Here is a 14,025-nt window from a genome sequence, read left to right on the forward strand (position 1 = left end):
TATTATAATTTCCTTATTTTGAATATATGGATCGGGTTTAGAGCTTCATAACGAAGATAATCTGCGAGTTTTTGCCCTCTGGAGATCTGGACTAGGGTGACTTCGGGAAGATATCCTAATTCCCGGAATATTTGGTAGGCTTCGGATACATTATCCAAAGTGATCGCATTTACCACTAAGCAGCCTCCGGTCTTTAATCTAGCAAGAGAGAAATGAATGATCTCGTTCAGGCTCCCTTTAGATCCCCCTATGAATACAGCGTCTGGCTCTTCTAGTCCCTCTAATGCCTCGGGGGCTCTTCCGTGGATGATGGAAACGTTATCTGCCTTGTGGGATAGTATATTTTGTTCGCAGATCTCGATCCCTTCCGGATCGATCTCTATTGCATGGACTCTTCCTTCTCTTGCTATCTTGGCGGCCTCAATCGAGACCGCTCCCGATCCCGCTCCGATGTCCCATACGACAGAATCGGGACGAAGTTCCAGGGCGGAGAGGGAGAGGATCCGAACTTCTTTTTTAGTGATCAGTCCCTTTTTAGGAAGTCGTTTCGCATACTCATCCTCTCCTTGAAAAGGAAGGAGGGGAGTCGGTCTCCAATCAGGGTTCTTTCGAAGAAGGATGAGCACATTCAGATCGGAGATACCTTCGGTCTCGGAAAGTTCTTCTACTGTGAACTCTCTGATCCTTTCTTCCTTTCCGCAAAGGTTTTCGCAGACGAATACTCTCCAGTCGGACTCCCCGTAGCTCAACAGATACTTTGCGATCTTGGATGGAGAGTTTGAATCGTCTGTCAAGCAGGCGAGCTTGCTGAGAGTTTGGAGCTTTGTGATAAGCCCCTTGATCGGTCTACCATGAAAGGAAAGGATTTCCGCATCGTCCCATTTGACTCCTATCCTGGAGAAAGCATTTTGAATGGAACTTGGGGCCGGGATGAATTCCACATGCTCTTTTCCTACTTTACGGATAATTAAAGTACCGATTCCGAAGAATAACGGGTCTCCGGAAGCAAGAACACAAACAGTATGCTCTGCGGACAATTCTGCGATCCGATCTGCACTTTTGAGTAGATCACCTTTAATTACGATCCTTTCCCCATCAAATTGAGGGAAGAAGTCTAAATGCCTTTCTCCACCCGCAAGGACTCTCGCTCTTGCGACTGCTCCCATTGCCTTGCTGGAAAGTCCGACGCAACCGTCGTCTCCTATTCCTACTACTGTAACTGCCTTCATGGATTCTCCTTTGCGGACAGAAGTAAAAGAGCATGGATGATAGAAACCGCGATCGTACTTCCTCCTTTTCTCCCTTGGGTCAAAATATAGGGGATAGTATGCAAATTTTGGAATTTAGGATCTAATAATGCTTCTTTGGATTCTGCTGCGGATACGAATCCTACGGGAACCCCTATGACCAAGGAGGGTCTAGCTCCTTCTTCTTGGACTAACCGAACGATCTCCAGGAGAGCTGTCGGAGCGTTTCCGATTGCAATAATACTTCCTTCTAAGAGGTGCGAGTTATGCGCTTTTCTCATGGATTCTATCGCACGAGTAGAGTTGGATTCTTTCGCCTTTTGGATCACATCCGGATCGCTGATAAAACTATAGGTCCGACAACCATACGTGTTTAGACGCTCCGTATTCAATCCGGCCAGGATCATTTGCACGTCGCAGATAATGGAGCATCCATTCCGTAGCGCCTGAATTCCGTCAGAGATCGCATTCGGATGTATCTTAGTTAGATCCCTATACTCGAAGTCCGCAGTAGCATGGATGATCCTTCGGACCACTTCCCATTCCTTGGGAGGATGCGAATGTGTTCCCGCTTCCTCATCAATGATGGAGAAGGAATTGTTTTCAATTTCCCTTCCTAGGGAAGTCATTTGGCGCATATCGCTCATTCTGAAATTTCCTCTTTGATTCCCCAACCTTCCGGGGCTTCGAATTTGCCAAGAAGTGTTCCGTCGAAGTCCACCATATAAGTGGACACTCTTAATCCTAAACCGTGCTTGGAGCAGTTATGTGATACGATCTCGCAGATCTTAGTCGTAATATGGAAGAAACCAGCTTCTTTACAAAGATCTAATACATGTCTTGCGGTATTCGCTTCCTCTATTTCATTACAGAGGAATTCGGGCATATCTATGGATCTTGCGATCCTTGCAAGCATCTTGGTGTTGACGGAGGAACCTCCTCTATGTGTCATCATAACTCCGTCCGCCATCTTTGAAAGTTTACCGATCATCCCCACGACGATCACATGATCCATACTTTCCTTAATTGCAGTCTTGATCCCAGTCCCGATAAAATCGCCGACTTGTATGAAAGCGACCTCATTGATCTCCGGCAAGAGGTCCATAGCGAATTTCTCCGATTTGCCTCCGGTGGTGAGAATGATCCGATGTTCGCCGTATTCTCTCGCAACTTGGATCGCTTGTATTACACTTGCTTTATATGCCGCAGTCGAGTAGGGCTTAACGATCCCGGTAGTCCCTAGGATAGAGATCCCGCCGATCAATCCCAATCTTTCGTTCATCGTCTTCTTGGCCATCTCTTGGCCGCCAGGCACGCTGATCACTACCTCCGCTCCGGAGAAAGCGGAGCCGATCAATTCTTCTAAGATCATTTCTGTGATATTCTTTCTTGGGACGGGATTGATGGCGGGTTCTCCAATTTCCAGTCCGAGGCCTGCCTTAGTCACCACAGCCACTCCTTCTCCTCCTTTCAGGACGATCTGGTTCTCTGTGTTTAAGCGGACTTCGGCAGTAAGCTCCGCACCGTGAGTACAGTCCGGATCGTCTCCCGCGTCCTTGATGATACTGCAGATGGCTCCGTCCTCTGTGAATTCGCAACGTTTCAATTCGAATATTACTTTTTTCTTATTTGGAAGGGTAGTCTCTATCTCTTTTATAGGTTGGCGGAGAAGAAGGATCCGAGTCGCAGCTTTTGCGGCCGCCGCCGAGCAGGCTCCGGTAGTAAATCCTTCTCTTAATTCCTTTGCCGCCATCGGATGGTCCTAAGCCGGATAGATCTCGTGCACAAGGTCGTGCATCTCTTCCAGATCTAAATACAATGTCTTGAAGGATTGGGCGGAGTTCTTCAGATCCAATTCCACTTTCTTGGTAAGGATCAAGAGAGAAGTGTAATAAGGGATCTTCGGATCTCCGGATTGTAGCGCGGAGATCTTTTGTTCCAGATCCGTAAGACTTGCTTCGAAGAATCGGATCAGGTCCTCGAAATTATTCGCACTTGTAAGAGAAAGGATAGGTCCCGGATGAGAGAGAGCCTCAGGGCCTATTTCGTTCTTTTCATGTTCAATCACGGATTGGTCCTTGATCCCTAGGACATTCATCATCCCGATCCTAAGTGCAGCTATTTCATGGCATGCCATACTATATTCCTATTGCATAATATTGTCGACCAACCTGGATACGAGTCGGTCTTGTAATAAATGTTCGTTGACTAGATCTTCGGCGTCTTCTTGGTTCACTCTTTGGTACCATACACCGTCCGGGTAGACGACCACAGCGGGGCCTTCTCCGCACCTTCCCATACAAGAAGATCTTGATATTTTAAAGTCCTTGTTTTTTCCCTTTTCCTTTAGGATGGATCTCATTTTTGAGACGAGAGAGGAACTTCCCTTGTTAGCGCAATCAATACTGTCGCAAACAAAAACATGTTTCTTTAAATTACGATGCGGGAATTCGTGCGGAGCAGCTTGGTTATGCGTTTCTAAATGACGGATGCTCCAGAGAAGCGCTTTCAATCCGCCGACCTTATTCGAGAGTCCGGGAAGCTGAGATCTATACTCGCAAGTATCACAGGGAAGGGAAGATCTTCCGGAGATCGCGTCATGGATCCTTTCGTTCATTACGAAAAAAAGATCCGGATCAGGCCCTATGTAATCGGAAAGTTCCGTCTTGATCCAAGGGAACTTCCGAGAGAAGTCTTGGACGAGCTCTTGTATCTTTTGGATCAACCTTCCCCCGAAAAGGAAATACGGAAGCACCAAAAGTCTCTCAGGTCTCAGTTTAGCCGCCATCTCCAACGTTTCCGGAAGAAGGGGACTCGTGATTCCTATGAAAGAAGGAAGAACGAAGGAGAAGGAATTCCCTTCCTGAAAGAGACGGACCAATTTATAAAAATCGCTATTCGCATCGGGATCGGAAGAACCGCGATTGACCAGGATCACTCCGGTTTTCGCTTCTTGCTCGGGAGAAATTGAAAGAAGGGAATGGCTCCTTCTTCTCATCAGGTCGATCAGATTGGAATGGACTCCCAGGCTATTTGCGATCTTAAAGGAATGTTCCGGGAACTCGGCTCGAATTCTGTCCAAAACGATCGGAATATCGTTCTTGATATGGCCCGAAGTGAATAGAAATAAAGGAAATATTATAATATTAGAATGTTCTTTTGATAAATCCCGGAGCGAGGACTCCAGGTCGGGCTTCGCTAATTCAACGAATGCATGGCTGATCTTCCATTGAGGTTTGGTTTGCGCATAGGAGTCAACCAGAGAGATGAATTCCTGATTCGAATTCTCTTCCCTGCTTCCATGTCCTAATACCAAGATGCCCGGAGAAGTATGATTCATGCTCGCCCTAGATCGCTTATTGGGAGGGATCTCTTTCTTTGTAATAGGAAGAAGCAAAGAGATAGAACCAACCAAAAGAGAAAGTTCACGATCCAAGAGATCGTTTCGAATTTGGACCGAAGGTCCAAGGGAGTAATGGATTCTTCCGAAAGAATAGGAGCTCCAGATAGAAAGGGAAGGGAGATGCTCGCAAAGAGGACTGCCAATCCCAATCCCCATTTCCAGACTTCTCCGCGTTTAGAATACGCAAGAAGTCCTGAAAAGAATGCAAATCCGCAAGAACAAGAGAGTACGCAGAAATACCACCAAGTCTGTCTGGCCCCATAATCCGCTTCCCCCGCTAATCTTCCGGGGAGTTCAGGCGGTAGCCCCATCGCTGGGATCCCGAAGAATATTAGAAATCCTGAAACTGCAAATAGGATCGAATTTAAAAGGACTTTTAAGAGACTCTCTTTTCCTTCTACCGAAAAAGGAGGAAGAAAATGGGTCCAGAGAGCGCAGAGGATCCCGAATCCGATCCCTAAAAGGATAGAACCGAAAATGGTCCAGAGATTCCTTTTGGAAAGAATATAGGCCTCATCTTGTAATTTAAATTTATCTAAAGTATTTGAGGTATGAGGTCCGTTTGTATGAGAATGAGTATGTTGACTTTGCCCATGCACATTTAGATCAGCATCTACATGCGTTTTTAAGGGAGAAGTTTGCGTCTCAAACTTCTCCGCTTCTAAGATGAAAGGAGAATTCAAAAGAAAGATCAAGATCCCCAAAAAGAAGCCGGAGACTATTCCGGATAGTATGCCTATCCAAGTGACCTCTGCAAGATTCGATCTCAATGGCATGGAAATCCGGTAGAATGCCTTATATCATGGAAAGCATCGTGCAGATACAGCATAGGTTCCAAGCCAACGAAATAGACGATGGAAAGAGCAGAGAATGCCAAAACCAAGGCTAAGGAAGTCGCGATCCATGACCTGACGGCAACGGACGAGACTCCTGAAACGGAAATCGCGCGCATATACATCCCTCCTAAGAGATGATCACCTAACACGAAACAGACGAAATGCGAATATGACGCAACTAACCGTCGGTTCGCTATGTTAAAACAAAATTAATTTAGCTACGCATCCGTCTTACATCCGAGACTGGATACATACTTCAGGATCTTTGTGAGGCGTTTTCTGACTTGAGATCGACCTACTCGACACGTCTTCCCAGGTATGAACCCAGTGACATCGTGTGCCTTTCGTCCCTCTTACAGCGGCGGGTACCGTGACGGATTTGCACCGTCTTCCCATAGATGCATGGACATCTATGATCCTACAAAAATAGACTGAGATTCCAGGATTTAATTTCGTTTGAATGATTGTATAGCATTTTTTTAGTCCTTGGCCCTTAAAATTAAAGACCAAGGAATGCCGGAAGGACATGATCTAAGATCAGGGAGACTTCGGGCTGGCCGATAAATATCAAGATTTTCGCTTCATTTTTTCCCTTGTTCTCCCTTTATTCTATTTTCATTATACGTTATTCTGTATTATAGTTTGTGACCGGCTCGCTACGGCAGAGTGCGGCCGAAAGGATGTGAAAGATGCACAGAGAAAATAGGGTAACGTTTCTTGCAGTGGTTGGAGCGATTCTTTATATATTAACGAATTGCCAAGTAGTGGACCAATCTAACCAACGCGAGTTTGCAGATAACGAAGTAAAATTCCATTCTGTTACCGGAAATGCGATCAAAGCATATGCAAAGAATGATAAACAAACAAAGAAACCCTGGAAGGTAAGACTCGTCGCTTTGGGGATGATACCTAGTTTTGATCAGGACGTCTCAGAAGAAGCTTTTGAGAGCAAATTAAAAGTAATCTACGTAGATAAGCCTGAGTTAAAGAATTTAAGCAATGTATTGAAAGCGAATAAAGGAGAGACGCAGGCCGCACCTCCGATCCAACCTCCTGAGTTTTCCGCTTTTCTCGGACTGGATGCTTTTAATCTAGAAAAACTCGCAACGACAGCGACGAACTCTTCAAAACAGAAGAAGTTGCCTTTTTCGTTTTCTGGAAAAGATGGCGAGGAGGGAGAGCTGATCGTTTATTTATTTTTTCAGAATATTCCACCCGCGTTTAGTAGGGCGGGGATCGTTCCTGACTCCACCAAAGGACATCGGATCTTGGATTCTTCCATTCGAGTCAGTCTTTTCTTGAAAGAGAGCGGTTCTAAATTAGAATCCTTCCGCTGCCAAAAGCGTATTCTTACGGAGTATCCGAGCGATTGGTTGCTTACCGATTGGCTTTTGTCTAAAGGATCCACTGTAGATTCCCTTGTGATCGGCAAAGGGCTGCCGATCCGTAAGAACGAAATAAAGATCGGACAAGAAACCTACTCGGTTGAAGCTGTCCTTTCCGAATGTTTCCAGGGATTAGCGAAAGAGATCTGATCTACTGTTTCTTTCGGGGAAGTATATGATAAAAATAAGATATACTTCCCCTTGCGTCTCAAACGGCTCCGCGTCCTTTTTGGCTGGCAAAGTAGACATGCTTTCTGGCTCTCATCACATCTCCTAAAGGCTTATGCTCCAAGAGGGCTTCCCAAGGATCGAAAATAGTCTCTTCCACCTTTTTCTGAAAAGATTCCCCATCTGCGGAATTCAGGTCTTGTTTCGGAAGGATGAGTTTTGCGATCGTAAGATAGGGTGCCTCTGATTCCGGCCAATTTACGGATGCATCTTCGATCGGAGTCGTCTTCTCGTCCGCAAAGAATTGTGCCTGGAGTTCGTAAGTTAAGGATCCCTTTTGGAGCCTGGATTTCATATCCTCTCCCCAGTCTTTAGATGCATTCTTTTCGATCTTCTCTTCCTTGGGAGGCAGAAGGCGGAGCCTTCCCGCATACGCACCGAAAGAGATCGGTGCGGCACTAAAGAACTTCTCGGTTGCAAATCCGCTGAAAGGCTTATTGAAACTGGCGCCTGCCTTTTTGATCTTTGCGAGCGCTCCAAAGAATCCGTAAGTCTTAAATAGATATTTGAGTAAGGCTCCTCCTCCGTTTGCCGCGGCGACGACGATCCCGACAAATTCATCGCTTTTAGGAGAAGAGAAAGCCTCTAGGTTGATGAGCAAAAAATCCTGGAAGGATGTATTTCCATTTCGTAATGCACTTGGGCCGGATACTCCGCTGACCTTAAGTGCGAATCCTCGGATGTCTCCGATCCGGTCTGATTGTAGCTTCATGCTTCCGCTAGAGAGACGGATCCAAGTCTCGTAGCGCCCCGGTTTGGAGAATAGTCCTTGTTTGGCGTGTTCCGGCAAGTCCGACAAGACTTCCAGTTGGGCCTTGATCCCCAACAATTGCTTTCTATGCAAAGTGCGTCCTTTTCCGAATTTTGCCGAATTTACTTTTTGTATGGCTTGGAACTTCTTTACATATCCCGCATAACGTTCTTCCTCGTTAGCGGCTATATCTTCCTTCCAGTTCTTGCTGATCGGTTTCATTTTAGGCTCCCATTCTTCTTTTTTAATCTGGCTTGCGCCGCTTTCAGTTCGGAATCGGCAATTTTCAGGGTAAACTCCGGAAAATGTTTGAATAAGGAATATTGCAGCCAAGAATCCCAGCCGGTATATCCGAAGAATTTCCTATTCGGGATCCATTTCAGTATTGCCTTAGAAACACTTTCGATCGAATGCACTTTGTTCAAAGAAGAACCCATTTCCATCTCTTTACTGATAGGGGGCTTGTCTTCGTTCTCTTTTTCTAATCCGGGAGTGTTCGTAGTAGGTGGTAGGAATAATTTTACTTTTACGTTATGGAGCATCATTTCTTGTCGGAAGGCTTGTGCGAATCCGGAAATAGCGAACTTACTCGCGGAGTAGGCTCCATATCCGTAAACGGAGAATATCGCTAAGGTGGATGCTAAAAATATAATATCCCCTTTTCCTTGGGCCCTGAAATGATCTTGAAAGGCAAGAGCCACATTCAAGTGTCCGAAGAAGTTCACGTCCATTAGCTTTCTAAACGCGTGGTCTTGAAGATCGGAAGCTTCTCCTGCTTGCGCATAACCGCTATTGCAGATCAGTACATCCAAACCTCCTAGGGTCTTTAATACCTTCTTCGCTGCAGCTTGGACTTGCTTCTTATCGGAAACATCCAAGACAACATAATCGAAAACGGCTCCCGGAGATCCGACGGACTTTAATTCCTTTACTGTCGCATCTAGATTGGATTTGCCTCTAGCACAGATCATCACGCTGGCACCGGACTTTGCCAGTGCGATCGCGATCCCTTTTCCTATCCCTGCGGAACCGCCTGTAATAAAAACTTTTTTGCCTTGGTAGTATTTGGACATAGATTAAAGAATTCTCTCACTGATCTTTCGAACAGGGCAGGATTCTCATTTTTCGAAATCTCATCAATCGTAAACTTTCGCAAGAACATGTTATATGGATAGTTTCCGGCTCTTTTTTCGGAAAAACGGAAGCAAATCAAACCTGAGACAAAACATATCTTGCCTTTTCCATCCCATGCTTACGATAAGCTCGGTTTTAGTTTTATGTCTGACCTTCCTCTCATACAGCAGATAAAGAAGAGGATCCCGAATTTGGAAAAGAATTGGGATCGTTATAAGCATATGCTTAGAGAGAGAAAGGTGCCTGCTAAAACGGTCCTATTCAAGGAAGGAGAGTATGCGAAGACTATATTCATAGTCAGGAACGGATGTCTTCGCATAAAGTTCGATGATAATGGAAGGGATATCACCATCGCTTTCATTTTCGCGAACCGTGCGGTGACTTCTATTCATAGTTATCGGGGAACCCATAAGGAAAGTCGTTTCGGTTTGGAGAGTATAGAGCCTTCCGAGATCTATTATATCACAGAAGAAGATGCGACCACTCTATATAAGGAGAATGAAGGGCTAAAAGAGATCCTACTGGAATTTACCTTAGAACGGTTTGAGAATTACTTAGGACTTTTTCTTTCCCGGATCAGGGACAGTCCCGAAGAGAGATATCTGAACCTGATCAAGCAACAGCCTGACATAGTAAGTCGGATCCCTCAGCATTATATTGCATCCTATCTGGGCATCACTCCCGTTTCCTTAAGTAGGATCCGAAATCGGGTTTGGAAGGAGCATAGCTAGAATATTATATATTTTGAATTTTCTTGAGAATAGATTCAAAATGATACGGTTTTTGGATAATGCATTTGATCCCTATTTCTTCTAGATCCGCTTTTATCTTCGGATCTATATAGCCGCTGGCAAGGAAGAGGGGAAGGTTCCGATCCTGAGCCCGGATCTTCCGGAGCACCTCGAGCCCGTTCGCTTTAGGAAGATTTAGATCGCAGATCACAACGTCTATATCCTCCTTGTGCTGGGAATATGCCGCAATTCCTTCTTCTCCGTCTTGAGCTACGTATAGTTTATGTCCGAACTCGGAGAGATAACCGGCAAGGGGAATACGTATCATCTCCTCGTCTTCAATAAGAAGCACAGTTCTCGTATCCTTCTTCTCGTCTTTAGGGGAAGTTTCAAAGAATGGGTCCTCTTTTTTACTTTCGGAAAGCACCGGTAAATAAACGGTAAACTTTGTTCCCTGCCCAAGAGAGCTTTCCACAGTAATTCTTCCTTTATGATTTTCTAAAATACTATAGACAAGGGCCAAACCTAAGCCTGTACCTTTTCCCGGTTCCTTTGTGGTGAAGAATGGGTCGAAGATCTTACGCTTGGTCTCTTCGTCCATCCCCGTCCCATTGTCCTTAACTTCCAATAAAGCCATCTTGGACCCTTTTTCGGAAAGTGGATCTTCGGCAGTCCGGAGGCTTACCGAAATATTTCCTCCTGTAGGCATAGCGTCTTTTGCATTCAGGATGAGATTTAAAAAGATCTGATGGATCTGGGTGTAATCGGCGTTGATCTTGATCAGGCCAAGAGGTATATCCGAATCGATAGAGATGGATTTCGGGAATGTGGACTTGGCAATATTCAATGCTTCCGAGATCAGATCGTTCAAAGCAATCGGCCGAAAGAAGGACTCTACCTTTCTTGCCAAAGTTAAGAGTTGCCTTACTAAAGATGTTCCTCTTTCCGCAGTCTTTCGGATGACCTCAACGGATTGTAGGATCTTTTCCGGATTCTCTCTGTTCCTTTCCAGTAGGGAGGAGAAACCTAGAATCACTGTAAGTATATTATTGAAATCGTGAGCGACTCCTCCTGCAAGCGAGCCGATGGATTCCATTCTTTGGGAATGAGCCAATTGCCTTTCCAGCTCATGCTGTTGGGTAACGTCTCTCGCTACACCTAAGATTCTTTCAAAGCTACCATCTGCGCCGAATACCGGAAATGTGCGAAGTCGTATCCAACGCTCCGCACCATCATCCAATCGGATCCGGAACTTCTCGTTCTTATTCCCATCTTCCTTTTTCTTAGGGATGGTTTGCAGAGCTAGATGTAGGTCGTCAGGATGCACCGAGTTTAGCCAAGAATCGGGATTCTCGAATAGACTGTCCATAGACCTTCCCCAGATCCTTTCATAAGCAGGACTAACGTATAATAGCTTTTGCGTTTCTGCGTCTTTCATCCAAAACGCTTCGTCAATGGTTTCCGACAATTGGCGAAATTTCTCCTCGCTTTCCTTTAATGCCTTTTCCGAGCGTTTTCTCTCCGAGATCTCTTGCAGTTGGGCTGCAAAATACTGAGGAAAACCTTCCTCATCACGGATCAGGGTTAGATCCAATTGGATCCAGACATATTGCCCATTCTTGTGTTTGTATCTTTTCTCTCTTCTGAGAGAGGAACCATCTCCTGCCATAAGAGCCTGGACAGAATCCAGATCGGATCCAAGATCATTCGGATGAGTAAGAGATTGGTAATTTAGATCCTGAAATTCTTTTTCTGTATATCCTAGGATCCTGCTGAGCCCGGGATTCACGCTGATATATTTTCCTTCTAAAGAGATAATTGCATATCCATCCGAGGAATGCCGGATGATATTCTTAAAGTGTGACACTTGGCAAAACCAGTCGTTCCATTTTACTTTGCCGGTTGTATCCGTTTCACTATATAAAGAAAGGTGATCTAAACTGTTCGGATTCTCTTTGCAATCTTGCATTTCCTCATCCTCTTTCATGGAAGATCCTAACTCGTATTCTATATTTATACGACAGATTCCCATATGCTTCACTTCTTAACCATTGTTAATAAATTTTGGACCCAAAAGGATGCTTTCTTGCGATCTAATGTTCTGGAAAGAGAGTCTAATGCAAAGTTATAGAGAAAAGATCTCTTGCTAAGAAGCAGTTAACTTCTTTAGAGATCATACGATCGTTGTGAAATGCGTTCGGAAAGAGGAAGTAGGATTATTTCTTGCTTGAGGACTTCTTCTTTGCTTTGGGGGTTAAGAATTCGATCCGGACATCGTCTGCACGCAGAAGCCTTCCGTCCTGGGATCTGATCTCTATCGGCTTGATCTTCTTTCCGAATTTCTTATCTACCAGTATCTGCTCTGGACCTGACTCATCAAATAGACAGGATTCTCCCCATTGGCGTAAGGCAACTAGTATCGGAAAGAGCTTCTTTCCCTTTGCGGACAGATTGTATTCTTGGTAGGCACTTCCATCCGAGGCAGGAGAGATCTCCAAGACCCCATGATTGACTAGACTCTGTAGTCTCGCGCTAAGTATATTCTTTGCAAGACCTAGGCTCTTTTCAAATTCTCCGAATCTCTTTTTACCCAGGAAAGAATCACGTATGATGAGAAGAGACCACCATTCTCCGATCTCACCCAGAGATCTTGCGATTGGGCAAGATTCATCTTCTAAGCTTTTGCGTTTCATGGTCCCTCCTCATACATTATATTTACGAATTCCTTTTATTTGCCAAGATAAATAGGCGCTCCCGCAGAAGAACCTGTGGCGCCTCCGTCCACAACCAACTCTGTCCCTTGGATATAGGAAGAATCGTCGGAAGCTAAAAATAAGACGGCTTTTGCGATCTCCTCCGGTTCACCTATTCTTGCCATGGGAATGGAGCGAGTGATTGCTTGCAGTCTTGCTTGGGTTGCTGGAGTTTCTTGTCCCCAGATCGGGGTTTTGGTTGCTCCTGGTACTACAACGTTCACTCGAATTCCTTTGGAGCCAAGTTCAGTGGCGAGCACTCTAGACATTGCCCTAACACCGGCTTTGCTTGCTGCATAAGCGGAGCTTCCTCCGGATCCTATGACGCTCATCACGGAACCATTCAAGACTACCGAAGATCCCTTCTTTAATAAGGGAAGGGCCGCTTGCACAGTGAAGAAGGCCCCAGTGAGATTTGTGTGCAATACTTGGTTGAAATCTTCTTCCGAGGTAGCTCCTAGAGGACTTGGTTTTATGATCCCTGCATTTGCAAAGAGTGCGTCTAGTTCTCCAAACTTTTCTTGGATGATCCGGATGGCATTCTCCCTTTCTTTCGGATCGAGAATATCCGCTTTGATTGCGATCGCATTCTCTCCTAATTCTATCTGAGCGGAATCCAGTGTATTCTGGTCCCTACCTGTGATCGCTACTTTTGCGCCTTCTTGTATCATTAGCTTAGCGGTAACGAATCCTATGCCGCTATTTCCTCCGGTAATCAAAACCTTCTTGTCCTTGAATCTCATTTTATTTTCTCCTGAGCCGTTTTGGTTTAATAATGAAACCACTTATAGGTTGGACAAACTGGTTTAATAAAAAAACCAAAAAAATGGAATGTTTTTGGAAGAGAACAGTGAAAAAATGTCCGCTTAGCGGTTCAGGCTAAGAAAATCCTGGATTTTATCGAACTGGGTTGGGAAACAATGTCCGTGGTTGTTAGCGAGAAAAACGGTCTACTAGGATCCTCACTCTCTTCGTTAAGGTCTTGAGTTTGGGAAGATCCGCAGAGAGCCCTTCCAGGCTTAGATAGAAGGTTTCCGCCGCCTCCTTATCTCCGAGGACTGCATGAGCATATTTTCGGATCTGCCTCTCATATTTCTCCGTGCTCTTAGGGGAAAGTTTGGAACATGCCTCGTAGAATTCGTCCGTCTTAGGGTGACCTTCTATCTTTGCCCAAGGTTCTATAAGGATCAATTCGCAGATACGAAAGAGTTTTTCATTAGGGGGAAGCTTTTCCTTCAATACCTTGTCTGCCTCTACATAACGGCCTTCTAAGGTAAAATCGAAAATGCTTTCGAATAGATCTTCCTTGTTCTTGAATTTCAAGTAGAGAAGAGGCCGAGAGAGTTCTGCCTTTTTGGCAATATCATCCATAGAAGTCTTGGAATATCCGAATTGCAGAAAACAATACAGGGCCGCATCCAATATTTCCTTCTTTCTATCCTCGTCTCCGACGGTTTTCAGGATCTTGGCCATAAGTTGATTTGACAAATTTTATAAAAAATGTCAACTTCTATAATTTTGTAGGGTCTATGGTATTGACAATTTATATTAAATTTG

15 protein-coding genes and 1 riboswitch are annotated in these 14,025 nt (G+C 44.9%); of the genes, 2 read left to right on the forward strand and 13 right to left on the reverse strand.

Annotated features, from left to right (window positions below; translation table 11 throughout):
* Positions 1–2: 2 nt before the first annotated feature.
* Genes cbiE through EHO57_RS17700 form a run of 7 tightly spaced genes read right to left on the reverse strand, consistent with a single transcriptional unit; the run spans position 3 to position 5,608 of the window.
* Positions 3–1,229 carry a precorrin-6y C5,15-methyltransferase (decarboxylating) subunit CbiE gene (cbiE, locus tag EHO57_RS17670; RefSeq protein WP_135642312.1) on the reverse strand — a complete coding sequence of 409 codons (1,227 nt, stop codon included), beginning with the start codon at positions 1,227–1,229 and terminating at the stop codon, positions 3–5.
* The gene (locus tag EHO57_RS17675) at positions 1,226–1,894 is read right to left on the reverse strand and encodes a precorrin-8X methylmutase (RefSeq protein ID WP_135642314.1); all 669 of its coding nucleotides are present in this window, start codon (positions 1,892–1,894) and stop codon (positions 1,226–1,228) included. Before EHO57_RS17675 ends, cbiE begins: the two co-directional genes overlap by 4 nt.
* A complete protein-coding gene (locus tag EHO57_RS17680) occupies positions 1,891–3,000 on the reverse strand; it encodes a cobalt-precorrin-5B (C(1))-methyltransferase (protein WP_135642316.1) in 1,110 nt (369 codons plus the stop codon). The genes EHO57_RS17675 and EHO57_RS17680 overlap by 4 nt, the downstream gene beginning before the upstream one ends.
* A gap of 9 nt (positions 3,001–3,009) precedes the next feature.
* Positions 3,010–3,384, reverse strand: a complete 375-nt coding sequence (locus EHO57_RS17685) for a DUF3209 family protein (RefSeq protein ID WP_135642318.1) — start codon at positions 3,382–3,384, stop codon at positions 3,010–3,012.
* A 9-nt stretch (positions 3,385–3,393) separates the two neighbouring features.
* Positions 3,394–4,587 carry a CbiX/SirB N-terminal domain-containing protein gene (locus EHO57_RS17690; protein WP_135642320.1) on the reverse strand — a complete coding sequence of 398 codons (1,194 nt, stop codon included), beginning with the start codon at positions 4,585–4,587 and terminating at the stop codon, positions 3,394–3,396.
* The gene (locus EHO57_RS17695) at positions 4,584–5,420 is read right to left on the reverse strand and encodes a CbtA family protein (protein WP_167882231.1); all 837 of its coding nucleotides are present in this window, start codon (positions 5,418–5,420) and stop codon (positions 4,584–4,586) included. The genes EHO57_RS17690 and EHO57_RS17695 overlap by 4 nt, the downstream gene beginning before the upstream one ends.
* A complete protein-coding gene (locus EHO57_RS17700; protein ID WP_342776500.1) occupies positions 5,417–5,608 on the reverse strand; it encodes a CbtB domain-containing protein in 192 nt (63 codons plus the stop codon). Before EHO57_RS17700 ends, EHO57_RS17695 begins: the two co-directional genes overlap by 4 nt.
* A 132-nt stretch (positions 5,609–5,740) precedes the next feature.
* A riboswitch (cobalamin riboswitch) is annotated at positions 5,741–5,922 on the reverse strand.
* A 253-nt stretch (positions 5,923–6,175) separates the two neighbouring features.
* Between EHO57_RS17700 and EHO57_RS17705 the strand changes: the two genes are divergently transcribed.
* Positions 6,176–7,021, forward strand: a complete 846-nt coding sequence (locus EHO57_RS17705) for a hypothetical protein (protein ID WP_135642326.1) — start codon at positions 6,176–6,178, stop codon at positions 7,019–7,021.
* Positions 7,022–7,079: 58 nt separating this feature from the next.
* Here EHO57_RS17705 and EHO57_RS17710 read toward each other — a convergent pair whose 3' ends face one another.
* Positions 7,080–8,072 carry a catalase family protein gene (locus EHO57_RS17710; protein ID WP_135642328.1) on the reverse strand — a complete coding sequence of 331 codons (993 nt, stop codon included), beginning with the start codon at positions 8,070–8,072 and terminating at the stop codon, positions 7,080–7,082.
* Complete coding sequence (locus EHO57_RS17715; protein WP_135642330.1) at positions 8,069–8,923, reverse strand: SDR family NAD(P)-dependent oxidoreductase; 855 nt, start codon at positions 8,921–8,923, stop codon at positions 8,069–8,071. The genes EHO57_RS17710 and EHO57_RS17715 overlap by 4 nt, the downstream gene beginning before the upstream one ends.
* A gap of 204 nt (positions 8,924–9,127) precedes the next feature.
* Here EHO57_RS17715 and EHO57_RS17720 point away from each other — a divergent pair, with 204 nt between their 5' ends.
* A complete protein-coding gene (locus EHO57_RS17720) occupies positions 9,128–9,715 on the forward strand; it encodes a Crp/Fnr family transcriptional regulator (RefSeq protein ID WP_135642332.1) in 588 nt (195 codons plus the stop codon).
* Between the two features lie 4 nt (positions 9,716–9,719).
* Here the strand turns inward: EHO57_RS17720 and EHO57_RS17725 are convergent, their stop codons facing one another.
* From EHO57_RS17725 to EHO57_RS17740, 4 genes are all read right to left on the reverse strand, one after another.
* Positions 9,720–11,747 carry a hybrid sensor histidine kinase/response regulator gene (locus EHO57_RS17725; RefSeq protein ID WP_246050783.1) on the reverse strand — a complete coding sequence of 676 codons (2,028 nt, stop codon included), beginning with the start codon at positions 11,745–11,747 and terminating at the stop codon, positions 9,720–9,722.
* 184 nt (positions 11,748–11,931) lie between these two features.
* Positions 11,932–12,408, reverse strand: coding sequence for a winged helix-turn-helix transcriptional regulator (locus EHO57_RS17730; RefSeq protein ID WP_135642334.1), 477 nt, complete (start codon positions 12,406–12,408; stop codon positions 11,932–11,934).
* A 35-nt stretch (positions 12,409–12,443) separates the two neighbouring features.
* Entirely contained in the window at positions 12,444–13,211 is a 768-nt protein-coding gene (locus EHO57_RS17735) for an SDR family oxidoreductase (RefSeq protein ID WP_135642336.1), read from the reverse strand.
* Between the two features lie 190 nt (positions 13,212–13,401).
* The gene (locus EHO57_RS17740) at positions 13,402–13,941 is read right to left on the reverse strand and encodes a TetR/AcrR family transcriptional regulator (RefSeq protein ID WP_135642338.1); all 540 of its coding nucleotides are present in this window, start codon (positions 13,939–13,941) and stop codon (positions 13,402–13,404) included.
* Positions 13,942–14,025: the final 84 nt, after the last annotated feature.

Origin of the sequence: Leptospira langatensis (assembly GCF_004770615.1) — a bacterium.
GTDB lineage: Bacteria > Spirochaetota > Leptospiria > Leptospirales > Leptospiraceae > Leptospira_B > Leptospira_B langatensis.

Bases quoted from the DNA above. Each gene is read 5' to 3' on its own strand.
- EHO57_RS17735 (WP_135642336.1), bottom strand. From the start codon at position 13,211: ATGAGATTCAAGGACAAGAAGGTTTTGATTACCGGAGGAAATAGCGGC.
- cbiE (WP_135642312.1), bottom strand. From the start codon at position 1,229: ATGAAGGCAGTTACAGTAGTAGGAATAGGAGACGACGGTTGCGTCGGA.
- EHO57_RS17685 (WP_135642318.1), bottom strand. From the start codon at position 3,384: ATGGCATGCCATGAAATAGCTGCACTTAGGATCGGGATGATGAATGTC.
- EHO57_RS17690 (WP_135642320.1), bottom strand. From the start codon at position 4,587: ATGAATCATACTTCTCCGGGCATCTTGGTATTAGGACATGGAAGCAGG.
- EHO57_RS17720 (WP_135642332.1), top strand. From the start codon at position 9,128: ATGTCTGACCTTCCTCTCATACAGCAGATAAAGAAGAGGATCCCGAAT.
- EHO57_RS17740 (WP_135642338.1), bottom strand. From the start codon at position 13,941: ATGGCCAAGATCCTGAAAACCGTCGGAGACGAGGATAGAAAGAAGGAA.
- EHO57_RS17725 (WP_246050783.1), bottom strand. From the start codon at position 11,747: ATGGGAATCTGTCGTATAAATATAGAATACGAGTTAGGATCTTCCATG.
- EHO57_RS17700 (WP_342776500.1), bottom strand. From the start codon at position 5,608: ATGTATATGCGCGCGATTTCCGTTTCAGGAGTCTCGTCCGTTGCCGTC.
- EHO57_RS17680 (WP_135642316.1), bottom strand. From the start codon at position 3,000: ATGGCGGCAAAGGAATTAAGAGAAGGATTTACTACCGGAGCCTGCTCG.
- EHO57_RS17730 (WP_135642334.1), bottom strand. From the start codon at position 12,408: ATGAAACGCAAAAGCTTAGAAGATGAATCTTGCCCAATCGCAAGATCT.
- EHO57_RS17675 (WP_135642314.1), bottom strand. From the start codon at position 1,894: ATGAGCGATATGCGCCAAATGACTTCCCTAGGAAGGGAAATTGAAAAC.
- EHO57_RS17710 (WP_135642328.1), bottom strand. From the start codon at position 8,072: ATGAAACCGATCAGCAAGAACTGGAAGGAAGATATAGCCGCTAACGAG.
- EHO57_RS17705 (WP_135642326.1), top strand. From the start codon at position 6,176: ATGCACAGAGAAAATAGGGTAACGTTTCTTGCAGTGGTTGGAGCGATT.
- EHO57_RS17715 (WP_135642330.1), bottom strand. From the start codon at position 8,923: ATGTCCAAATACTACCAAGGCAAAAAAGTTTTTATTACAGGCGGTTCC.